The organism is Pseudomonas sp. p1(2021b), assembly GCF_020151015.1.
In the GTDB taxonomy this organism is placed as follows: Bacteria; Pseudomonadota; Gammaproteobacteria; order Pseudomonadales; family Pseudomonadaceae; genus Aquipseudomonas; species Aquipseudomonas putida_K.
On record NZ_CP083746.1, the window covers coordinates 522,808 to 544,744 of the forward strand.

General features: G+C 64.9%; 21 protein-coding genes and 1 riboswitch. Of the genes, 6 read left to right on the forward strand and 15 right to left on the reverse strand.

What is annotated here, in order from left to right:
- Positions 1-64: 64 nt before the first annotated feature.
- The 4 genes from dxs to ribB all read right to left on the reverse strand — a co-directional run bounded on the left by dxs (position 65) and on the right by ribB (position 4,077).
- Positions 65-1,960, reverse strand: a complete 1,896-nt coding sequence (dxs, locus tag K8374_RS02400) for a 1-deoxy-D-xylulose-5-phosphate synthase (protein ID WP_224457786.1) — start codon at positions 1,958-1,960, stop codon at positions 65-67.
- Between the two features lie 131 nt (positions 1,961-2,091).
- Positions 2,092-2,979 (reverse strand): (2E,6E)-farnesyl diphosphate synthase, encoded by an 888-nt coding sequence (ispA, locus tag K8374_RS02405; RefSeq protein ID WP_224457787.1) that lies wholly within the window; start codon positions 2,977-2,979, stop codon positions 2,092-2,094.
- Positions 2,976-3,218: an exodeoxyribonuclease VII small subunit gene (locus tag K8374_RS02410; protein WP_011531978.1), complete on the reverse strand. Its 243-nt coding sequence runs from the start codon at positions 3,216-3,218 to the stop codon at positions 2,976-2,978. The genes ispA and K8374_RS02410 overlap by 4 nt, the downstream gene beginning before the upstream one ends.
- A 211-nt stretch (positions 3,219-3,429) precedes the next feature.
- Positions 3,430-4,077 (reverse strand): 3,4-dihydroxy-2-butanone-4-phosphate synthase, encoded by a 648-nt coding sequence (gene ribB, locus K8374_RS02415; protein WP_224457788.1) that lies wholly within the window; start codon positions 4,075-4,077, stop codon positions 3,430-3,432.
- Between the two features lie 79 nt (positions 4,078-4,156).
- Positions 4,157-4,298: riboswitch (FMN riboswitch) on the reverse strand.
- A gap of 93 nt (positions 4,299-4,391) precedes the next feature.
- Here ribB and K8374_RS02420 point away from each other — a divergent pair.
- Positions 4,392-5,597 (forward strand): RtcB family protein, encoded by a 1,206-nt coding sequence (locus K8374_RS02420; protein ID WP_224457789.1) that lies wholly within the window; start codon positions 4,392-4,394, stop codon positions 5,595-5,597.
- 159 nt (positions 5,598-5,756) lie between these two features.
- Here K8374_RS02420 and K8374_RS02425 read toward each other — a convergent pair whose 3' ends face one another.
- Both K8374_RS02425 and K8374_RS02430 read right to left on the reverse strand, forming a co-directional pair.
- Positions 5,757-6,350: a glutathione S-transferase family protein gene (locus tag K8374_RS02425; protein WP_224457790.1), complete on the reverse strand. Its 594-nt coding sequence runs from the start codon at positions 6,348-6,350 to the stop codon at positions 5,757-5,759.
- Positions 6,351-6,362: 12 nt separating this feature from the next.
- Positions 6,363-6,788: a VOC family protein gene (locus K8374_RS02430; RefSeq protein ID WP_224457791.1), complete on the reverse strand. Its 426-nt coding sequence runs from the start codon at positions 6,786-6,788 to the stop codon at positions 6,363-6,365.
- A 113-nt stretch (positions 6,789-6,901) separates the two neighbouring features.
- On the opposite strand from K8374_RS02430, the gene K8374_RS02435 reads away from it, so the two are divergent.
- Complete coding sequence (locus K8374_RS02435) at positions 6,902-7,801, forward strand: LysR family transcriptional regulator (protein ID WP_224457792.1); 900 nt, start codon at positions 6,902-6,904, stop codon at positions 7,799-7,801.
- A 244-nt stretch (positions 7,802-8,045) separates the two neighbouring features.
- Here K8374_RS02435 and K8374_RS02440 read toward each other — a convergent pair whose 3' ends face one another.
- The 9 genes from K8374_RS02440 to K8374_RS02480 all read right to left on the reverse strand — a co-directional run bounded on the left by K8374_RS02440 (position 8,046) and on the right by K8374_RS02480 (position 17,318).
- Positions 8,046-8,723, reverse strand: coding sequence for a transcriptional regulator (locus K8374_RS02440; RefSeq protein WP_224457793.1), 678 nt, complete (start codon positions 8,721-8,723; stop codon positions 8,046-8,048).
- A gap of 204 nt (positions 8,724-8,927) precedes the next feature.
- A complete protein-coding gene (ppa, locus tag K8374_RS02445; RefSeq protein WP_084857414.1) occupies positions 8,928-9,455 on the reverse strand; it encodes an inorganic diphosphatase in 528 nt (175 codons plus the stop codon).
- 92 nt (positions 9,456-9,547) lie between these two features.
- Positions 9,548-10,363 (reverse strand): zinc-dependent peptidase, encoded by an 816-nt coding sequence (locus K8374_RS02450; RefSeq protein ID WP_224457794.1) that lies wholly within the window; start codon positions 10,361-10,363, stop codon positions 9,548-9,550.
- 5 nt (positions 10,364-10,368) lie between these two features.
- Positions 10,369-11,016, reverse strand: coding sequence for a DedA family protein (locus K8374_RS02455; protein ID WP_084857419.1), 648 nt, complete (start codon positions 11,014-11,016; stop codon positions 10,369-10,371).
- 326 nt (positions 11,017-11,342) lie between these two features.
- The gene (locus tag K8374_RS02460; RefSeq protein WP_224457795.1) at positions 11,343-11,801 is read right to left on the reverse strand and encodes a GNAT family N-acetyltransferase; all 459 of its coding nucleotides are present in this window, start codon (positions 11,799-11,801) and stop codon (positions 11,343-11,345) included.
- 106 nt (positions 11,802-11,907) lie between these two features.
- Positions 11,908-12,726: an ethanolamine ammonia-lyase subunit EutC gene (eutC, locus tag K8374_RS02465; protein ID WP_224457796.1), complete on the reverse strand. Its 819-nt coding sequence runs from the start codon at positions 12,724-12,726 to the stop codon at positions 11,908-11,910.
- An 8-nt stretch (positions 12,727-12,734) separates the two neighbouring features.
- A complete protein-coding gene (locus K8374_RS02470; protein WP_224457797.1) occupies positions 12,735-14,129 on the reverse strand; it encodes an ethanolamine ammonia-lyase subunit EutB in 1,395 nt (464 codons plus the stop codon).
- 48 nt (positions 14,130-14,177) lie between these two features.
- The gene (eat, locus tag K8374_RS02475; RefSeq protein ID WP_224457798.1) at positions 14,178-15,626 is read right to left on the reverse strand and encodes an ethanolamine permease; all 1,449 of its coding nucleotides are present in this window, start codon (positions 15,624-15,626) and stop codon (positions 14,178-14,180) included.
- Between the two features lie 171 nt (positions 15,627-15,797).
- Entirely contained in the window at positions 15,798-17,318 is a 1,521-nt protein-coding gene (locus K8374_RS02480; protein WP_224457799.1) for an aldehyde dehydrogenase family protein, read from the reverse strand.
- A gap of 266 nt (positions 17,319-17,584) precedes the next feature.
- Here K8374_RS02480 and K8374_RS02485 point away from each other — a divergent pair, with 266 nt between their 5' ends.
- The 4 genes from K8374_RS02485 to K8374_RS02500 all read left to right on the forward strand — a co-directional run bounded on the left by K8374_RS02485 (position 17,585) and on the right by K8374_RS02500 (position 21,878).
- Positions 17,585-19,552: a sigma-54-dependent Fis family transcriptional regulator gene (locus K8374_RS02485; protein ID WP_224457800.1), complete on the forward strand. Its 1,968-nt coding sequence runs from the start codon at positions 17,585-17,587 to the stop codon at positions 19,550-19,552.
- Between the two features lie 66 nt (positions 19,553-19,618).
- The gene (gene mpl / locus K8374_RS02490) at positions 19,619-20,968 is read left to right on the forward strand and encodes a UDP-N-acetylmuramate:L-alanyl-gamma-D-glutamyl-meso-diaminopimelate ligase (protein WP_224457801.1); all 1,350 of its coding nucleotides are present in this window, start codon (positions 19,619-19,621) and stop codon (positions 20,966-20,968) included.
- On the forward strand, positions 20,965-21,594 hold the full coding sequence (gene ubiX / locus K8374_RS02495) for a flavin prenyltransferase UbiX (RefSeq protein ID WP_224457802.1): 630 nt from the start codon (positions 20,965-20,967) through the stop codon (positions 21,592-21,594). Before mpl ends, ubiX begins: the two co-directional genes overlap by 4 nt.
- Entirely contained in the window at positions 21,591-21,878 is a 288-nt protein-coding gene (locus K8374_RS02500; protein ID WP_224457803.1) for a YceK/YidQ family lipoprotein, read from the forward strand. The genes ubiX and K8374_RS02500 overlap by 4 nt, the downstream gene beginning before the upstream one ends.
- Positions 21,879-21,937 lie beyond the last annotated feature (59 nt).

Genomic DNA, 21,937 nt, shown 5'->3' on the forward strand with positions numbered 1-21,937 from the left:
AGGGACCGCACGATCCTGTAGGAGCGGCCTCGTGCCGCGATGGGCCGCAAAGCGGCCCCAGGGATTACAGGCCGAGCTTGGCCATGCGGGCTTTCACCGAAGCCTCGATCCCAGCTGCATCCAGGCCACATTCAGCCAGCATCTGCGCCGGCTTGGCATGCTCGACATAAATATCCGGCAGCCCAAGGTGCAGCATTGGCTTGAGCACCGCCTCGCGAGCCAGGAACTCACTGACCGCAGCGCCGGCGCCACCCATGATGGCGTTCTCTTCGACGGTCACCAGCAGCTCATGGTTGGCCGCCAGTTCCAGCACCAGGGACTCGTCCAGTGGCTTGACGAAACGCATGTCGACCACGGTGGCGTTGATCTGCTCTGCCACCTTCATCGCCTCGGCCAGTTGTACGCCGAACACCAGCAGGGCGACCTTCTCGCCCTTGCGGCGCACCACACCCTTGCCAATCACCAGCGGTTCCAGGTCGCCGCTGATCGGCGCGTTGGGGCCGGTACCGCGGGGGTAGCGCACCGCCGCCGGGCCGTTGTACAGGTGGCCGGTGGTGAGCATCTTGCGCAGCTCGTTCTCGTCGCTGGGGGTCATCACCAGCATGCCCGGGATGCAGCGCAGGTACGACAGGTCGAAGCTGCCCGCGTGGGTCGGGCCGTCCTCGCCCACCAGGCCTGCACGGTCGATGGCGAACAGCACATCGAGGTTCTGCACCGCCACGTCGTGGATCAGCTGGTCGTAGGCACGCTGAAGGAAGGTCGAGTAGATGGCGACCACCGGCTTGGCGCCTTCGCAAGCCATGCCTGCGGCCAGGGTGACCGCGTGCTGCTCGGCGATGGCCACGTCGAAGTAGCGCTCGGGATAGCGTTCGCTGAAGGCCACCAGGTCCGAGCCTTCCTTCATCGCCGGGGTGATGCCCACCAGGCGGTTGTCGGCGGCGGCCATGTCGCACAGCCACTGGCCGAACACCGCCGAATACTTCGGCCCACTGACCTTCTTCGGCGCGGCGGGCTTGTCGACGGGCTCGAGCTTGGTGATGGCGTGGTAGCCGATCGGGTCCAGCTCGGCCGGGGCGAAGCCCTTGCCCTTCTTGGTGATCACGTGCAGGAACTGCGGGCCCTTGAGGTCGCGCATGTTGCGCAGCGTGGCGATCAGGGTCGGCAGGTCGTGGCCGTCGATAGGGCCGATGTAGTTCCAGCCCAGTTCCTCGAACAGGGTGCCCGGTACCAGCATGCCCTTGGCGTATTCCTCGGTGCGGCGGGCGATTTCCCAGGCGCCCGGCAGGCGCGACAGAACCTTCTTGCTGCCTTCGCGCATGCTTGCGTAGGTGCGGCTGGAAAGGATCTTGGCCAGGTAGTTGGACAAGCCACCGACATTGCGCGAGATCGACATGTCGTTGTCGTTGAGGATCACCAGCATGTCGGCATCGACTTCCTGGGCGTGGTTCAGCGCCTCGAAGGCCATGCCGGCGGTCAGGGCACCGTCGCCGATCACCGCGATGGACTTGCGCGGGTCGTTCTGCAGGCGGGCGGCGATGGCCATGCCCAGGGCAGCGCTGATCGAGGTGCTGGAGTGGCCGACGCCGAAGGTGTCGTACTCGCTTTCCACGCGGCGTGGGAAGGCGGCGATGCCGTCCTTCTGGCGCAGGCTGAGCATGCGGTTGCGCCGGCCGGTGAGGATCTTGTGCGGGTAGGCCTGGTGACCGACGTCCCACACCAGGCGGTCGTCCGGTGTGTCGAAGACGTAGTGCAGGGCGATCGTCAGCTCGATGACGCCCAGGCCGGCGCCGAAATGCCCACCGGTCTGACCAACGGTATAGAGCAACTCCTGGCGCAGCTCGTCGGCCAGGGTCTCCAGGTCGGCTTCAGCCAGCCGGCGCAGGCCGGCAGGCGTGTCAGCGCGGTCCAGCAATGGCGTGACCGGGCGTTCGCGGGGGATCTCTTGAAACGTCGTGGGCATCAGGCGAGTCGTTATAGATATGAAGACGCGGCAGTTTACCCCATTGTGGGAAAAGCTGCCCATTCAGACACAGGTTGCAGGCCCTGTGTGGGAGCGGGTGAACCCGCTCCCACAGGGGTCGGCGTCAGGGTTTAATGGCGACGCTCGACGATATAGCGAGCCAGTGCGCGCAAGGGTTCTGCGCTGTCGCCAAAGCCTTCGAGTGCACCCAGGGCCTGGTCGCGCAATTCCAGTGCATAGGCCTTGGCAGCCTCCAGACCCAGCAGGGCCGGGTAGGTGGGCTTGTCGCGGGCGATATCGGCGCCCTGGCGCTTGCCCAGGGTGGCGGTGTCGCTCTCTACATCGAGGATGTCGTCCTGCACCTGGAACGCCAGGCCAATGGCCTGGGCGTAGGTCTGCAGGGCGTCCAGCTGCGCCTGGTTGGCGCGGGCGCTGGCCAGGGCGCCAAGGCGCACGCTGGCTTCGATCAGAGCGCCGGTCTTGTGCCGGTGCATGTATTCCAGGGCCTGCTGGCCGAGCTTAAGGCCCACCGACCCCAGGTCGATGGCCTGGCCGCCGACCATACCGGCCGGGCCGGCAGCCTGGGCCAGGGCCTGGACCATCTGCAGGCGAACGGTATCGGCCTGGGGGCTGAGCAGGGGGTCGAGCAGGGCACTGAAGGCCAGGCTTTGCAGGCCGTCGCCTGCGAGGATGGCGCAGGCTTCGTCGAAGGCCTTATGGGTAGTCGGCTGGCCACGGCGCAGGTCGTCGTCGTCCATGGCAGGCAGGTCGTCATGCACCAGCGAGTAGGCATGGATCAGCTCGACGGCACAGGCTGCCCCGTTGGCCTGTTCGGCTGGGACGCCGAAGGCTTCGCAGGCGGCATAGGCCAGCAATGGCCGTACACGCTTGCCACCGTTCATCACGCTGTAGCGCATGGCCGCATAGAGCCGCTCGAGCTCCTTGGACGGAGCTACGAATAGCGGCTCCAGGGCCGCATCGACGCGTGCCTGGCAGCTTGCCTGGTACTGGCCGATCATGCTTCGGGCTCCGCGTCGAACGGCTGGGCCGCCAGCTCGCCGTCGCGCTCGAGCAGGATCTGCACCTTCTGCTCGGCCTGGGCCAGGGCGCCTTGGCAATCGCGGGTCAGGGCAATGCCTTGTTCGAAGGCGGCCAGCGACTCTTCCAGCGACAATTCGCCGTTCTCCAGGCGCTCGACCAAGGCTTGCAGGTCGGCGAGGGATTGCTCGAAATCGATGGAGGCTTTTTTGCGGGCCATGGCGACTGTCTCGGTGGCTTTCAGAACGGCGCGACACTAGCAGAGCGGGGCAAGGGGAGCAAACTTCCCGGGCCAACTGGCGCCAATCGTGGGCCGCTGCGCGGCCCTTTCGCGGCACAAGGCCGCTCAGGGCAGCGCAAACGATGTGGCCGGCGCGGTCCTGTAGCGGCCTTGTGCCGCGAAAGGGCTGCGAAGCAGCCCCGACGAGCCTTCAGGCGTTCGCTGTTTCCAGCATCATTGCCTGGCGGTACTGCGCCAGTTCCTCGATGGTCAGCACCGGCAAGTTGTATTGCCGCGCATACACCGCCACCTCCTCGCCACGGGCCATGCTGCCGTCCGGGTTCATCAACTCGCACAGCACCGCCGCCGGCCGCAGACCCGCCAGGCGCGCCAGGTCGACCGACCCTTCGGTATGGCCTCGGCGGGCCAGCACGCCGCCGTCACGCGCACGCAGCGGGAACACGTGCCCAGGGCTGACGATATGGCGTTGCTCGGCGGTCGAGCGCAGGGCCGCCTCGATGGTGGTGATCCGGTCCCGGGCGGACACGCCGGTGGTGACGCCCTCGGCGGCCTCGATGCTGACGGTAAAGCCGGTGCCATGGCGGGCCTCGTTGTTCCGCACCATGGGAGCCAACTGCAGGTCATCGACGGTGGCCTCGTCCAGGCACAGGCAGACAATGCCGCTGCAGTCGCGGATCATCATGGCCATGGTCTGCAACGAAATGTTCTCGGCAGCGGCGATGATGTCCGCTTCGTCCTCGCGGTCGTCATCGTCGAGCAGCAGCACGGGGCGCCCGGCCTGGAAGGCGGCGATGGCAGCGGTGACGTTGGGGAATTTGGGGTGGTGCATGGTGGACATGAAACGCTCCTCGTAATTGATCGATGAACGTCTCGGGGCGAACAAAACGCGCGCGCAGGAGCACCGGATGGCCCCCGCCTGACGCCTTCTTTCATCCGGACTATGACCGTCGGCCCTGGAATCTCACCAGGTCTGCTGACCCCCGGCATGGCCGGGGCGCTCGCGGGCTCATCTTTCGATTTACCGCCGGTGGGGACTTTCACCCCGCCCTGAAGACCACGCAAGCATACAGCACTGTGCCACCCCACTGGCAAGCGACCGGCCTACGACCTTCGGCGGTATGATGGTCGCCAAGGCTTTTTCGGAACGACACCATGGACATTCTCGAAGTCGCCGGTGGCAAGCCGGTCAAGTTGTGGACCGACGGTGTACCCGTGGAAGACGATGCCCGCCGGCAGCTGTTGAACACCGCGCGCATGCCATTCATCTTCAAGCACCTGGCGGTGATGCCAGACGTCCACCTGGGCAAGGGGTCGACCATCGGCAGTGTGATCCCCACGGTCGGCGCGATCATCCCGGCGGCCGTGGGCGTGGACATTGGTTGCGGCATGATCGCCGCGCGTACTTCGCTGCATGCCCGCGACCTGCCGGACAACCTGCATGGCCTGCGCAGCGCCATCGAGCAGGCCGTGCCCCACGGCAAGACCTTCGGCCGCCACGATCAGGGCGCCTGGGGCCAGGTACCGGCCCAGGCAGACCAGGTGTGGAGAGGGCTGGCCGTGCGCTTCAAGACGATCACCGACAAGTACCCGCGCCTGGAGAAGACCAACAACCGCCATCACCTGGGCACCCTGGGCGGCGGCAACCACTTCATCGAGGTGTGCCTGGATGAAGCCGAGCGGGTGTGGTTCATGTTGCACAGCGGCTCGCGCGGGGTGGGCAATGCCATCGGCAACCTGTTCATCGAGCTGGCCCAGGCGGACTTGCGCCAGCACCTGGCCAACCTGCCGGACAAGGACCTGGCCTACTTCGAGGAAGGCAGCCGGCACTTCGCCGACTACGTCGAAGCGGTGGAATGGGCCCAGGATTTCGCCCGGCATAACCGCGAGCTGATGATGCAGGCGGTGGTCGGTGCCGTGCGCAGGGTGCTGGGCCGGCCTTTCGACGCCAGCCTCGAAGCGGTCAACTGCCACCACAACTATGTACAGCGCGAGCGGCACTTCGGTCGCGAGGTGCTGGTGACCCGCAAGGGCGCGGTATCGGCGCAGAAGGGGCAACTGGGCATCATTCCGGGCTCAATGGGTGCCAGGAGCTTCATCGTGCGTGGGCTGGGGAACGAAGAATCGTTCTGTTCGTGCAGCCATGGCGCCGGCAGGGTGATGAGCCGGACCAAGGCCAAGAGCCGCTTCACTCTCGAGGACCAGCGGCGCGCCACCGCCCATGTGGAGTGCCGCAAGGACAAGGATGTGATCGACGAGATCCCCATGGCCTACAAGGACATCGATGCGGTGATGCAGGCCCAGCGTGAGCTGGTGGAAGTGGTGCACACCTTGCGTCAGGTGGTGTGCGTCAAGGGGTGAAGAAGCAGGGGCCTTTAGGAGATAGCCCACTGAACAATTGGCTAGTGCTGTGTCTGTGGAAGCGGGCTTGTCCCGCGATCAAGGGCGAAGCCCTTGCCATACAGCCCGGGGCAAGTCTGACCGCCGCACCGCCGCTCCCACAGAGAGAAGGGCGTGTGGTCAGAGGCCGGGCATCGGCACGAACCCAGGCAACTGCTGGATCCTGTCCATCCAGCGGGTGATATGGGTATAGGGCGACAGGTCGACACCCCCTTCAGGTGCCAATGCGACATAGGGGAATACCGCGCAATCGGCGATGGTCGGCCGCGACAGGGCCAGCCAGTCGTGCGTGGCCAGGTGTGCGTCCAGCAAGGGCAGGATGCGCGCCGCTCTCTTCAGGGTGTCGGCCTTGTCGATGGCATAGCCGAACTTGTCCACAAGGCGTGCGGCAGCGGGGCCGTTCTGGATCTCGTTGGCCGCGGTGGACAGCCACTGCATGATTTCGGCCTGCAGGTGCGGCTCCACCGGCCACCAGGCTGCTCCGCCATAAGTGCCGGCCAGGTATACCAGGATCGCCTGGGAGTCGCGCAGCACCCGCTGCCCATCCACCAGGATCGGCACTTCGCCCCAGGGGTTGAGATCGATCAGCGGGGCGCGCTTGTGTTCGCCACCGAGAAAGTCCACGGGAATGATCTCCAGGTCCAGGTTCGCCAGATGGGCGAACAGGCGGACCTTGTAGCAGTTGCCGGACAGTTCCAGATCGTAGAGCTTCATGACGTTTCCTTGTTATTGGGCCAGTAGCTGGTTGAATTCCAGGACGTTGCCGTCGGGGTCGCGAATGAACAATGCAACGCGTCGCGGCCCGATGCGGTGCGGCCCTTCGGTGATGGTGATGCCTTGTTGCTGCAACCAGCCCTGCAGGGCCTCCAGGTCTTCCACGATGAAGGCCGGGTGGGTCATGCCGGGCAGTTTGATCGGCGCATCCAGCAATACGTTATGGGCGCGGGGCTGGCGGGCGCCATTGAAGATCAGGTTGATGCGCACGCCACTGGGCGTGAGCATCTCGTTGGCTTCGAAATCGCTGAACCGCGCGCTTTCGACGAACCCCAGCGCCTCGTAGAACGCCAGGGCACGGCTGCGATCGCTGACGCGGATGCCGATGTGATCATAGGCGAGGATCGGCGAGGGGCTTGTTGCGGCGTTGGCGCTCATGATGGAAACCACACACGTTTTCAAAGAGGCCCAGTGTGGCCATTGGCGGGCGTTTCACCAATGCCTGTAAGCTGACAACACTATTGCACTTGTTGCACAGACGAGAGCCGACGATGGACCGATTGAAAGCCATGGCCACCCTGGTGCGTATTGTCGACAGCGGCAGCCTCAGTGCCGCGGCAAATGCCTCGGGCCAATCCACCGCCTCGGTGGTGCGCACCCTGGCAGCGCTGGAAAAACACCTGGGCACGCGCCTGCTCAATCGCAATACCCGGCACCTGGCATTGACCGACGAGGGCGCCGAATTCCTGGCCTGGAGCCGTCGCATACTCGCCGAGTTCGACGAGGTCGAGCACGGCTTCGATGCACGGCGCAAAAGCCCTGGCGGGCTGTTGCGCATCACTGCGCCGGTGGAGTTCGGGCGCCGCTACGTCGCGCCTTTGGTCAACGAATTCCTGGCCCTGCATCCGGCCATCCAGGTGGAGCTGACGTTGCTCGACCGCCTGGTGGACCTGCTCGACGAAGGTGTCGAGCTGGCCATCCGTATCGGCCAACTACCGGACTCTTCATTGGTCGCAACGCCCCTGGGCCACACGCGCCTGGTGCGCTGCGCGAGCCCCGAGTATCTGCAGCGCAACGGCATGCCGCAGCAGCCGTCGGACCTGCTGGCACACGCCTGCATCGGCTTCGCGCCCCAGGGCAGGCAATGGCAATTCCAGGAACAGGGCACTGTCGTCACTCGGCCCGTTACTGCACGCATGACGACCAATCAGATCCAGGTGGCCAGCCTCGCCTGCCAGCAAGGCGTCGGCATTGGCCAGTTGCTGCATTACCAGGTCGCCAGTGAACTGGCCGATGGCCGGCTGGTGCGGGTGCTGCAGGCGTTCGAGCTGGCTGATCTGCCGATCCAGATGGTCTACCCGCACTCACGCCTGCTTTCGGCGCGGGTACGGCAATTCATCGACTGGGCCTCGCCGCGGCTGAGTGCGGTGATTCCCGATCCGGCCGTGTAGGAAACAAGCAGGCATTAAAAAGCCGGCTTGTGGCCGGCTTCTCGGGGACGGTCTTGGCTAATTTTTGGTAAGCCGCAACCGCCTTAAACGGTATGGCCACTAGGGGCCTGATAAAGATGGCGGACGGCTGTGTGAGGCGTCGCCAGGCCCTCTGGAGCGCGGCCTGAGCCGGTCGGGGCAAAATGTGCCGCGTAGCATACTAGGGCCGGCGCGGGTTGCCCAGCAAAAAATGGCACAGGGTATGTCAGCCTGGCCGGTGCAGGCTGACGCATGACCAATGGAATACCCAACCGAGGATCTGCAGGCCCTGGGTTCGGCGTTGCTTGGGGGTATAGCGCTCGATAGGCCCTTGGCCGTGCAGGTAGAGGTTGCCCTGGCGGTCCTGGGTCAGGCGATCGACGCGCAAGCGGCCGTTATGAAGCAGCACGTAGGTTTCATCCTCGACGACCCAGGTCAGGCTGCGGTCGATGACCAGGACTGCATCCGTGGGAATGGTCGAAGGCGCAGCCGATGGCGGCATGGAAACACAGGCGGCATGTTCCAGGTTGACGCCCAGGGCTTGCAGTGCCTGTTCGGAAAACGGCAAGTACTGGTTCGCGTCGGGCTGGAGTTGCCCGTCCTGCAGCACATGGAAGGGAATGCGCAGCAGGCGCCCTTCGCGGATGGACGGGCGGGTCACGTCGTCATGTGAAGCGCACTGGCGCGGAAGTGGGTTTGCATGTTTCGGCCCTTCGCCGCTAAGCAGCCAGCGCCGCTGTACACAGAACAGGGCGGCGATTTCGTCCAGGCGGGCCAGGGGAACGCCGCGGCTGAACCAGTTGTTCACATGCTGGGGCGTTACACCACGCTGGGCAGCGAAGTCCGAAGGGGTCAGGTGGCACTCCAGGAGGAGGGCTCTTAGGCGGTCACCGGAGGTAGTCATGTGGCCGAGTCTAGCGGGGTGGTTCATGCCTTGGAATGAACGCGTTGTTTATGGGTTTTGTAGGAAAGTGGGTGTAAAGAAGGATCTTCCTTAGGGGGCTGTAAGAGTGGGTAAGTTTGAGCGTGCTATCGCCGCCAATGCCCATCGATCAAATTCCAGCCAAAAAAAAAGCCCTGCCGAAGCAGGGCTTTCTTCAGTCCGGTATCAGCCTTTGTAGGCAGCAACCGACTTGGTGATCGCGGCGCGGGCGGCGTCGGCGCCTTCCCAGCCTTCGATCTTGACCCACTTGCCCTTCTCCAGATCCTTGTAGTTCTCGAAGAAGTGCTCGATCTGCTGGATCAGCAGGGCCGGCAGGTCGGTGTATTCCTTCACGTCGACATACAGCTGCGACAGCTTGTCGTGAGGCACCGCGACAACCTTGGCGTCGCCGCCGCCGTCGTCGGTCATGTTCAGGATACCGACCGGACGGGCACGGATGACCGAGCCCGGGGCCACTGGGTAAGGGGTCACGACCAGCACGTCCAGTGGGTCACCGTCGTCGGCCAGGGTGTTCGGGATGTAGCCGTAGTTGGCTGGGTAGAACATCGGGGTGGCCATGAAACGGTCGACGAACAGGGCGTCGCTGTCCTTGTCGATCTCGTACTTGATCGGCGCGTGGTTGGCCGGGATCTCGATGGCGACGTAGATGTCGTTCGGCAGGTCCTTGCCCGCCGGAATCTTGCTGTAGCTCATTGGGCAGTGCCCCCGTGTTTGACCAAAAAGTGGCGGCGATTATAGGCACATTCCTACCGGGCATGCCACGCCCGGCCGGATGTGCGGGCCCGTCAGGCGTGGGTTTCGCGGTACAGCGGGTGCTCGGCCTGCAACTGTTCCAGGCGCGCCAGCGGGTCTTGACGGTAGAACAGGGACAGTTGTCGATAGACCTTGGGATAAGCCTGTTGTAGCAGGTCGGGGGCGCTGAAGAAGTACTCGCTGGTGACAGCGAAGAATTCCGCGGGGTTTTCCGCGGCGTAGGGGTCGATGGCGGTCTCGGCGTCGGGGTCGGCGTCCAGCTGCCGGTTCATGTCATCGAAGGCTTGCTGCATGGCATCGGCCCACTCTTGCACAGGCATGCCCTTGTGCAGCGGCGGCAGGCCGTTGGCGTCGCCGTTGAGCATGTCGAGCTTGTGGGCCAGCTCATGGATCACCAGGTTGTAGGCTTCCCAGCCACCGCTGGCCAGCACGCCGGGCCAGGCCAGGATCACCGGGCCCTGTTGCCAGGCCTCGCCGCTGTGCTCGGCGTCCCAGGTGTGCTCCACACCGCTGGCGTCGCGATGGCGCTGGGGGCTGAGGAAGTCGTCGGGGTAGAGGATGATCTCGTGAAAGCCCTGGTACCAGTCCAGATCACCCAGGTGCAGCAGCGGCAGCTGGGCCTGGGCGGCGAGGAACAGGCGCTGTTCGTCGTCCAGCTCGACGCCGTGCAGGGCCGTCAGGTGCTTGTCGTGCAGGAACAACACGCAGGCTTCGCGCAGCCTGCGGTCTTCCTCGTCACTGATGCCGTCGAGCAGCGGCAGGCGCTCGCGCACGGCCTGCCACAGCTGTGGGGCAACCGGGTAGCGGGCCAGGGTGCGCCGGCGTCGCCAGGCGCGCAGCGACCACATGCTGTTTAGTGGGCCTTGGCTGCGCGGCCCAGGCGGCCACGCAGCAGGCCGAGGATCATCGGCACCAGCGACAGGATGATGATCCCGACCACCATCAACGACAGGTGCTGCTTGATGAACGGCACATTGCCGAAGAAGTAGCCCAGGGTCACCAGGCCGCCCACCCACAAGAGCGAGCCGGCCACGCTGAAGGCCAGGAAGCGCGGGTAGTGCATGTGCGCGATGCCGGCGACGAACGGTGCGAAGGTACGCAGGATCGGCAGGAAGCGCGCCATGGTCACGGTCTTGCCGCCATGGCGTTCGTAGAAGTCGTGGGTACGCTGCAGGTAGTCGCGGCGGAAGATCTTCGAGTTCGGGTTGCGGAACAGGCGCTCGCCGGTGGTGCGGCCAATGACGTAATTGGTGCTGTCACCCATGATCGCCGCGGCCATCAACAGGCCAGCGAGCAGAACCGGGTCCATGCCGCCACCAGCGGCCACCGCGCCGGCAATGAACAACAGCGAATCGCCGGGCAGGAAGGGCATGACCACCAGGCCGGTCTCGCAGAAGATCACCGCGAAGAGGATCGCGTAGATCCAGGGGCCGTAATTGGTGACCAGCAGATCGAGGTAGGCATCGAGATGCAGGATAAGGTCCAGCGGGTTGAATTCCATGTACAACACCTGTGTTCTGACCCGCGACTACGGGCGCACGATGACGGACTGTGCCAAGGGCGTAGGTTTGGTTACCTGCGGGTGGGTAAATTTTCACACATGACAGGAGGGGGCATTATACGGCGATGTCAGGAATGTGCCCGGAGAGTTTGTAGCGGCGGGTTTCGGCATGGCATGCCCTGCTCGTGTAGGAGCGGCCTTGCGCCGCGATCGGGCGCGAAGCGGCCGTAGATTCTGCCACCCCGTTGTGCCAGGTAGCCCGCGATTACCAATTTTACGGCCGCTTCGCGCCCGATACGCGGCCCAAGGCCGCTCCTACACGGGTGTCAGTCCTGGGGGATGGGCAATATGTAGTTCTCGAACTCGGTGTCCTTGCGAAAACCGATCGACTCGTAGGTCTTGCGTGCCACGTCGTTGTTGCTGCTGGTGGAGACACGCATGCGCACGGCGTTGGTGTCCTTGGCCATCTTCTTGGCTTCGCGCATCAGGTGGTCGGCCACCAGCATGCGCCGGGAGTCTTCGGCCACATAGATATCGTTGAGAATCCACACGCGCTTGAGCGACAGCGAGGAGAAGCTCGGGTAGAGCTGGCAGAAGCCGAGGATGCGGCTGTCATCGTCGTCCGGCAGGGCCAGGTAGATCACCGACTCCTCGCGCTTGAGGCGTTTTTCCAGGAAACTGCGCGAGCTGTCCGGGTAGGGCAGCTGCCCGTAGAACTCGCGGTATTTCACGAACAAAGGGGTCAGCAGATCGAGGTGTTCCAGGGTTGCCTTGATGATGCGCATGTGCGGCCCTCAGAGTCCATTTGGGGAAACAGCGGATTGCCACGGCGTTGCCTGCATGCTGCACAAAGCCGGCGTGAAGCGCAATCCGCCTGGTGTTACAGGTTTCTTACCCGTCCCCGAGCAGGAAATTGCCGCGTTTGCCGGGTGCGCCGTCCGTCTCGATGCTGTGCACCTCGGCCTCGTCCTTGAGGTTCACCCCGGAAAGCTGCCGACGGCAGGCCTCGCGCATCAGGTACAGCAGGCGGTGGGCGGCCATGCCGTAGCTCAGGCCCTCCAGGCGCACGTTGGAGATGCAGTTGCGGTAGGCGTCGGTCAGGCCGACCTTGGGGCCATAGGTGAAGTACAGGCCCAGGCTGTCGGGCGAACTCAGGCCCGGGCGCTCGCCAATCAACATCACTGTCATGCGCGCGCCGAGCAGTTCGCCCACCTCATCGCCCACCGCCACTCGGCCTTGCTCCACCAACACCACCGGTGCGCTGGTCCAGCCGTCTGCAGCGGCCTGCTCTTCGAAGCGGGCCAGGAAGGGCAGGGTATGGCGATGCACAGCCAAGGCTGACAGGCCGTCGGCGACCACGATCGCCACATCGACGCCGCCTGGGTTGGCCTGGGCATGCTCGCGCAGGCGCTGGGCCGATGCATCGTCCAGGCGCCGGCCCAGGTCGGGGCGTTGCAGATATTGGTTGCGATCGCTGGCGGCGCTGTGCAGCAGCAGGCTTTCCCGGCCACGGTCGGCCAGTTGCTGGCGCAGGCCGGCGTGGTCGAATGGCAGGTGCACGGCATCGCGGGCCTGGGCGTGGGCGAACTGGAAGTCCAGCTGGGCGCCGGTCGGCAAGCTGATGCCGGTGCGACCCAGGGCGATGCGCGCTGGTGTCAGGTTGCGCAGGGCCAGCCAGGGGTTTTCAGGCGTGGTGGTCGGTCGGTCCATGGTCATCCCTATGCAAGCTGCGCCAGGGCCTGGCGGAAGGCTGGCGGCAAGTTGTCGCCGAAGCGTACCCGGCCATCGGCCTGGGTGAAGATGCCGGTGCGCTCGAGCCAGGCCTCGAATTCCGGCCCGGGCTTGAGGCCCAGGGTCTGGCGTGCATAGAGCGCGTCGTGGAACGAGGTGGTCTGGTAGTTGAGCATGATGTCGTCCGAGCCCGGGATGCCCATGATGAAGTTGATCCCGGCCACGCCCAGCAAGGTCAGCAGGGTGTCCATGTCGTCCTGGTCGGCCTCGGCATGGTTGGTGTAGCAGATGTCGCAGCCCATGGGCACGCCCAGCAACTTGCCACAGAAGTGGTCCTCCAGGCCTGCACGAATGATCTGCTTGCCGTTGTACAGGTACTCGGGGCCAATGAAACCGACCACGGTGTTGACCAGGAACGGGTTGAAATGGCGGGCCACGGCATAGGCGCGGGTTTCGCAGGTCTGTTGGTCGACGCCATGGTGGGCGTTGGCCGACAGCGCGCTGCCCTGGCCGGTCTCGAAGTACATGAGGTTCTGGCCGACGGTGCCGCGCTTGAGCGACAGCCCCGCCTCGTAGCCTTCCTGCAGCACGTTGAGGTTGATGCCGAAGCCGGCATTGGCCGCCTCGGTTCCGGCGATGGACTGGAACACCAGGTCCAGTGGCACGCCGCGGTTGATCGCTTCGATCGAGGTGGTGACGTGGGTGAGCACGCACGCCTGGGTCGGGATCTGGTAGCGCTGGATGATGGCATCGAGCATCTCCAGCAGGGCGCAGATCGAGGCGATGCTGTCGGTGGCCGGGTTGATGCCGATCATGGCATCGCCATTGCCGTAGAGCAGGCCGTCGAGGATGCTGGCGGCGATGCCGGCTGGCTCATCGGTGGGGTGGTTGGGCTGCAGGCGGGTCGACAGGCGCCCGCGCAAGCCCATGGTGCCACGGAACCGGGTGACCACGCGGATTTTCTGCGCGGCCAGCACCAGGTCCTGCACGCGCATGATCTTCGACACCGCCGCGGCCATTTCCGGCGTCAGGCCCTTGGCCAGGGCGCGCAAGCTGTCTTCGTTGGCCTGTTCGCTCAGCAACCAGTCGCGCAGCCCTCCGACGGTCAGGTGGCTGACCGGGGCGAATGCCTGGGCGTCGTGGGTGTCGATGATCAGCCGGGTGACTTCATCGCTTTCGTAGGGGATCAGCGCCTCGTTCAGGAAGTGCTTGAGCGGGATATCGGCCAGCGCCATCTGCGCGGCGACCCGCTCGCCGTCGTTGCTGGCCGCGACACCGGCCAGGAAGTCGCCCGAACGTGCCGGGCTGGCCTTGGCCATGACCTCCTTGAGGCTGTCGAAGCGGTAGACCTGGTTGCCTACCGTGTGTACGAAACTTGCCATACAGAATCTCCAGAGCGCCGCGGGCTTGCCCGCGGCGTAAGTCGGCGATCAGTGCAGGGCCTCTTCGGCCTTCTGGATCGCGGCGAATTCCTCTTCCGGCGTCCCCGCCACCAGGTGATGACGGCTGTAGAAAGCAAAGTAGGCAATTAATACCCCATAGATCACCGCAGCGCCAATCACCACGCGAGGATCGACCAGGAAGCCGGCGACCACGGCCACGCAGGCCAGCACCAGGGCCAGGCCCGAGGTGAAGATGCCGCCTGGCGTGCGATAGGGGCGCTCCATCTTGGGGCGACGGATGCGCAGGGTGATGTGCGCGGCCATCATCAGCACGTAGGAGAGGGTGGCACCGAACACGGCGACCAGGATCAGCAGGTCACCCTGGCCGGTCAGCGACAGGGCGAAGCCGATGATCCCGGGGATCACCAGAGCCAGCACCGGGGCCTTGCTCTTGTTGGTTTCCGAGAGCTTGCGCGGCAGGTAGCCGGCACGGGACAGCGCAAAGATCTGCCGCGAATAGGCATAGATGATCGAGAAGAAGCTGGCGATCAGGCCGGCCAGGCCCACCAGGTTGACGAAACTGCCCATCCAGGTGGAGCCGCCGTAGGCCTTGGCCAGCGCCTCGACCAGCGGGTTGCCCGAGGCCTTCAGGGCTTCGGAGCCCGCACCACCAGGGCCGACCACCAGGATCAGCAGGGCGAAGGCCACCAGCACCAGCATGGCGCCGATCAGGCCGCGCGGCAGGTCGCGGCGCGGGTTCTTGGTTTCCTCGGCGGCCAGGGGCACACCTTCGACGGCCAGGAAGAACCAGATGGCGTAGGGGATCGCCGCCCAGATACCGACATAGCCGAACGGCAGGAAGCTGCTGGCGCCGGCGGCGTCGGTCTGGGCGATGTCGAACAGGTTGGCTGCATCGAAATGGGGCACCATGGCCACCAGGAACACGGCCAGGGCGATGGCGGCGATGGCGGTGATGATGAACATCAGCTTGAGCGCTTCACCGACGCCGAAGATGTGGATGCCGATGAACACGATGTAGAAGGCCAGGTAGACCATCCAGCCGCCGATGCCGAACAACGACTGGCAGTAGGCGCCGATGAAGGTGGCGATGGCCGCGGGCGCGATGGCGTACTCGATGAGGATCGCCGTGCCGGTGAGAAACCCGCCCCAGGGCCCGAAGGCGCTGCGGGCGAAGCCGTAGCCACCGCCGGCGGTCGGGATCATCGACGACAGTTCGGCCAGGGAGAAGCACATGCACAGGTACATGGTGGCCATCAGCAGGGTGGCCAGGAACATACCGCCCCAGCCGCCCTGGGCCAGGCCGAAGTTCCAGCCGGCATAGTCGCCGGAGATGACGTAGGCCACGCCCAGGCCCACCAGCAGGACCCAGCCGGCGGCGCCTTTCTTCAGTTGTCGGTGTTGGAAATAGTCCGCGTCGACTTTTTCGAAGTCAACGGAGGAGCTTGCCGGCGCGCTGCCGGAATGATCGCTTGGCATGGTGTTCACCTTTTTTCTTCTTGATGACCGGCGGGGCAGTCTGTGGTGATCGGTTTTGCATGAAGTGGGCCAGATGGAGCGGGGCCGCTGCGCGGCCCATCGCGGCACAAGGCCGTTCCTACAGGGAACGTGCTGCCACCTGTAGGAACGGGCTGGCCCCGCGATGCCCGTTTAGAAGAAGCCCAACGGATTGATGTCGTAGCTCACCAGCAGGTTCTTGGTCTGCTGGTAGTGGTCGAGCATCATCTTGTGCGTCTCGCGGCCCACGCCGGATTTCTTGTAGCCCCCGAACGCGGCATGGGCCGGGTACAGGTGGTAGCAGTTGGTCCATACGCGGCCGGCCTTGATGCCGCGGCCCATGCGGTAGGCGCGGTTGATGTCACGGGTCCAGACGCCTGCGCCGAGGCCGAACTCGGTGTCGTTGGCGATGGCCAGGGCCTCGGCCTCGTCCTTGAAGGTGGTGACGCTGACCACCGGGCCGAAGATCTCCTCCTGGAACACGCGCATGCGGTTGTTGCCCTTGAGCAGGGTCGGCTGGATGTAATAGCCGGTGGCCAGGCTGCCTTCGAGTTTCTCCACCTTGCCCCCGGTCAGCAGCTCGGCGCCTTCTTTCTGGGCGATCTCCAGGTAGGAGAGGATTTTCTCGAACTGTTGTTGCGAGGCCTGGGCGCCGACCATGGTGTCGGTGTCCAGCGGGTCGCCGCGCTTGATCTGCAGGACCTTTTTCATCACCACCTGCATGAATTCGTCGTAGATCGACTCCTGCACCAACGCACGCGATGGGCAGGTGCATACCTCGCCTTGGTTGAAGAACGCCAGCACCATGCCCTCGGCGGCCTTGTCGATGAAGGCCGGCTCGGCCTGCATGATGTCCTCGAAGTACACGTTCGGCGACTTGCCGCCCAGCTCCACGGTAGACGGGATGATGTTCTCGGCGGCGCATTTCATGATGTGCGAGCCCACCGGCGTGGAGCCGGTGAAGGCGATCTTGGCGATGCGCTTGCTGGTGGCCAGGGCCTCGCCGGCCTCGCGGCCGAAGCCTTGCACCACGTTGAGCACGCCCTTGGGCAGCAGGTCGCCGATCAGCTCGAGCAGCACGGTGATGCCCAGCGGGGTCTGCTCGGCAGGCTTGAGCACCACGCAGTTGCCGGCGGCCAGGGCCGGGGCCAGCTTCCAGGCGGCCATCAACAGCGGGAAGTTCCACGGGATGATCTGCCCGACCACGCCCAGCGGCTCGTGGATGTGGTAGGCCACGGTGCTTTCGTTGATCTCGGCGGCGCCGCCTTCCTGGGCGCGGATGCAGCCGGCGAAGTAGCGGAAGTGGTCCACGGCCAGGGGGATGTCGGCGTTGAGGGTTTCACGGATCGGCTTGCCGTTGTCCCAGGTCTCGGTGATGGCCAGGATTTCCAGGTTCTGTTCGATGCGGTCGGCGATGCGCAGCAGCACATTCGAGCGGTCTTGCACCGAGGTGCGGCCCCAGGCATCGGCGGCGGCGTGGGCGGCGTCGAGGGCCTTGTCGATGTCCTCGGCGGTGGAACGGGGGAATTCGGCGATCGGCTGGCCGTTCACCGGCGAGGTGTTGGTGAAGTATTCACCCTTGACCGGAGGAACGAACTCACCGCCGATGTAGTTGCCGTAGCGGCTCTTGAAGGTGATTTTCGCGCCTTCGGTACCCGGATGTGCGTAACGCATGATGTGTCTCCTGGCTATTGTGTTTGTTGCGGAGTTCAAAAGCGTAGAGCAAAGGTCGGGCCAGTGCTGTCGAGCCCTTGATAATCAAGGGGTTGGCCGGTTGATGATGAGCGGCGCGATGGTCTGTGTGACAACTGTGGCACGCGCTGCGTGACAGTTTGTACCGTTCCTGGTACAGCCCATGACTCGTCGGTCAGCGCGCCATTGCAAAGCCTTGATGGGTGGAGGATGCTGGCGGGACGCTCTATCTGCGGAGAACAAGAACGATGCAGAGCAACGCCTTCAGCCGCCATGCCCACCAGGTCCTCACGGTTGCCCGTGGCCAGGCCAGCGGGCCCGGCAGCGACCCGTCGATCGCCCGCTCCTGGCTGCGCTGCCTGGAGGACTACCACCTGGACCCGGCGCTGGCCCAGGCGCCTGTCGTGCTGGAGCACGGCCGCCTGCTGGAAAGCCGTGAGCGTCTGCGCCAGGTATTGCAGATCGCCGATACCGAAATGAACAGCCTGCATCAGCAGCTTTCCGGCGCTGGTCATGCGGTATTGCTGACCGATGCCCGCGGGGTGATCCTCAATTGCGTCACCGCCCCTACCGAGCGGCGTATCTTCGAGCGTGCCGGGTTGTGGCTGGGCGCCGACTGGAGCGAGGCCAGCGAAGGCACCAACGGCATCGGCACCTGCCTGGTCGAGCGCCAAGCCCTGACCATTCACCAGGGCGAGCACTTTCGCGGCCGGCATACTGGCCTGACCTGCTCGGCGAGCCCGGTGTTCGACCCGCACGGCGAGCTGCTGGCGGTGCTTGATGTGTCTTCGGCGCGCCCGGATGTCTCGCGTCAGAGCCAGTTCCATACCATGGCGCTGGTCAACCTCTCGGCGAAGATGATCGAGAGCTGCTATTTCCTGCGTCATTTCGAAGGCCAATGGCTGCTGCGCTTCCATCTGCAGGCCGAATCGGTCGGGCTGTTCAGCGAGGGGCTGGTGGCGTTCGATGGCAATGGGCGGATCTGCGCGGTCAACCAGAGCGCACTGAACCTGCTGGGCACCATTCGCGGAGGGATGCTCGGCAAGCCGGTGGAGATGTTCTTCGCCTGCAGCCATGACGAGCTGTTCAGCCGCGCCACGCCCCAGGGCAGCACGGCCTGGCCGCTGCATACCCGCGATGGGCGCCAGGTATACGCCAGCCTGCGCGGGCAGGGGCGTACCTCGGCCTGGTCGGTGCCGGCCAGCCTGCCTGAAGCCCGGCGCGAGGCGCCTGTGGGCATCTGTCTGGTCGACCCCGCGTTGGCGCTGGATCTGCAGCGCGCTGTGCGTGTGTTCGAACGTGACGTGCCCTTGCTGCTGCAGGGCGAGACGGGGTGCGGCAAGGAGGCGTTCGCCCAGGCCGTGCACCAGGCCAGCCAGCGCCGGCGCAAACCGTTCGTGGCCATCAACTGTGCATCGATTCCCGAGAGCCTGATCGAGAGCGAGCTGTTCGGCTATCGCGGCGGCACCTTCACCGGAGCGCGCAAGGAAGGCATGCGTGGCAAGCTGCTGCAGGCCGATGGCGGCACCTTGTTGCTCGATGAAATCGGTGACATGCCGCTGGCCTTGCAGACACGCCTGTTACGGGTGTTGGAGGAGCGCCAGGTTGTGCCGATCGGTGGCGAACCCCAGGCGGTGGATGTCCGGATCATCAGCGCGACCCACCGCAACCTGTTGGAACGGGTGCAGGAAGGCAGTTTCCGCGAAGACCTGTACTACCGCCTCAATGGTCTGGAAATCGCCTTGCCGGCGCTGCGCGAGCGCAGCGACAAGGCACAGTTGCTGGACTTCCTGCTGGCGCAGGAAACGGGCGGCCAGCCGCTGGACATCGAGCCTGCGGCACGCCAGGCGCTGTTGGCGTTCACCTGGCCAGGCAACGTTCGGCAGATGCGCAATGTGCTCAAGACGCTGGTGGCGCTGTGCGAAGACAACCGCATTGCCTATGCCGACCTGCCTGCAATCGTCGGGACGTCCATGGGGCCTGCTGGCGCCATCGCGGGACAAGCCCGCTCCCACAACGACCCTGCTGGCGCAATCGCGGGGCAAGCCCGCTCCCACAATGACCCTGCGACGCTCGAAGGCGCCGAGCGGGCCGCGTTGCTGGCGGTGCTCGAAGAAAAGCGTTGGCACATGACCCATGCCGCTGAGCATCTGGGCATCAGCCGCAATACCTTGTATCGAAAACTGCGCAAACACGGCCTCGCCAGGGCCAGTTGAGCGAAACACCATGTGCGATTTTTCTCACCGTGGGCTACCCTGCGTCCACGTTTTGCGAGGTCGACCATGCACATTCACATTCTCGGTATCTGCGGCACTTTCATGGGGTCTCTGGCAGTGCTGGCCAAGGAGCTGGGCCATCGGGTCACCGGTTCCGACGCCAATGTCTATCCACCCATGAGCACCCAGCTGGAGGCCCAGGGCATCCAGCTGACCCAGGGTTATGACCCGGCCCAATTGGAGCCGGCGCCCGATCTGGTGGTGATCGGCAACGCCATGTCCCGGGGCAACCCGGCGGTGGAGTACGTGCTGAACAAGGGCCTGCCCTATGTCTCCGGCCCACAGTGGCTGGCGGACCACGTGTTGCAGGGGCGCTGGGTACTGGCCGTCGCCGGAACCCACGGCAAGACCACTACCAGCAGCATGTTGGCCTGGGTCCTGGAGCACGCAGGCATGAGCCCGGGCTTCCTGATTGGCGGCGTGCCACAGAACTTCTCCGTGTCGGCTCGCCTGGGCGGTACGCCGTTCTTCGTGGTCGAGGCCGACGAATACGACAGTGCCTTCTTCGACAAACGCTCCAAGTTCGTCCACTACCACCCACGCACGGCGATTCTCAACAACCTCGAGTTCGATCATGCGGACATCTTCCCCGACCTGGCCTCCATCGAGCGGCAGTTCCATCACCTGGTGCGAACCATCCCCAGCGAAGGCCTGGTCATCCACCCCACCACCGAACAGGCCCTGGAGCGGGTGATCGGCATGGGGTGCTGGACACCGGTGCAGACCACCGGCGAAGGCGGCCAGTGGCAGGCCCGGTTGCTCAGCGCCGATGGCTCGCACTTCGAAGTGCTGTTCGACGGTGCGGTACAGGGCGTGGTCGAATGGGCGCTGACTGGCCAGCACAACGTGGCCAATGCCCTGGCAACCCTGGCGGCAGCTCGCCATGTGGGCGTGGCTCCGGCCATGGCCATCGAGGGCCTGAGCGCGTTCAAGAGCGTCAAGCGGCGCATGGAAAAAGTGGCCGAAGTCCAGGGCGTCACCATTTATGACGACTTCGCCCACCACCCGACGGCCATTGCCACCACCCTCGATGGCCTGCGCAAGCGTGTCGGCGAGGCGCCGGTCATCGCTGTCATCGAACCGCGTTCCAACTCCATGAAACTTGGCGCCCACCGCGATGGCTTGCCAGACAGCGTCGACGATGCCGACCAGGTGATCTGGTACGCACCGGCCAACCTTGGCTGGGACTTGGCGGCCACGGCGGCGCAATGCAAGGTACCGGCCGTGGTGGCCGACAGCCTCGAAGCGATCATCGAGCGGGTCAAGGGCCAGGCCCGCCCAGGCACCCATGTGGTGATCATGAGCAATGGCGGCTTTGGCGGCCTGCACGGCAAGCTGGCCGAGGCCTTGAAGTGAGCGGGCCGGAGCGCATTACCCTGGCCATGACCGGCGCCTCCGGGGCGCAGTATGGCCTGCGCCTGCTCGACTGCCTGGTGCGTGAGGACCGCGAAGTGCATTTCCTCATCTCCAAGGCGGCGCAACTGGTGATGGCCACCGAGACCGACGTGGTGCTGCCGGCCAAGCCCCTGGCGATGCAGGCATTCCTGACCGAATACACCGGTGCCGCCGACGGGCAGATCCGCGTGTATGGCAAGGAAGACTGGATGGCGCCGGTAGCCTCGGGTTCCGGCGCGCCCGCGGCCATGGTGGTGGTGCCCTGTTCCACTGGCACCTTGTCGGCCATTGCCACTGGGGCGTGCAACAACCTGATCGAACGTGCCGCGGATGTGGTCTTGAAGGAACGACGCCAGTTGATCCTAGTGCCGCGCGAGGCGCCGCTGTCGACCATTCACCTGGAGAACATGCTCAAGCTGTCGCAGATGGGCGCTGTGATCCTGCCAGCGGCGCCGGGGTTCTATCACCAGCCGCAGACCATCGACGACCTCGTCGATTTCGTGGTGGCGCGTATCCTCAACCTGCTGAGCATCCCGCAGGACATGTTGCCGCGCTGGGGTGAGCATCACTTTGGGGGCGACGATTGAGGTGTTCGCTGGCGGGACTGTTGGTGCTGGCCCTGCTCGGTGGCTGCGCGACCGTGCGAACGCTGGATGCCAATAAGCCGGGCGCGCCGGTGGTGTATGCCGGGACGCGGCTGGACCTGTATGCGATGAACGGGGGATGCTGCCCCGAGGATCGTTTCGGGGCCAAGGCGCCGGCGTATCCTGGGCTCGACCTGCCGGGCAGCGCGTTGCTCGATACGTTGTTGTTGCCGTTGTCGTTGTTGACGGCCTTGGGGGTTGGGTTTCAGGCTACCGGCGGGCTATGAAGCCCTGGGGCTGCCTTGCAGCCCTTTCGCGGCACAAGGCCGTTCCTACAGGTGCAGGC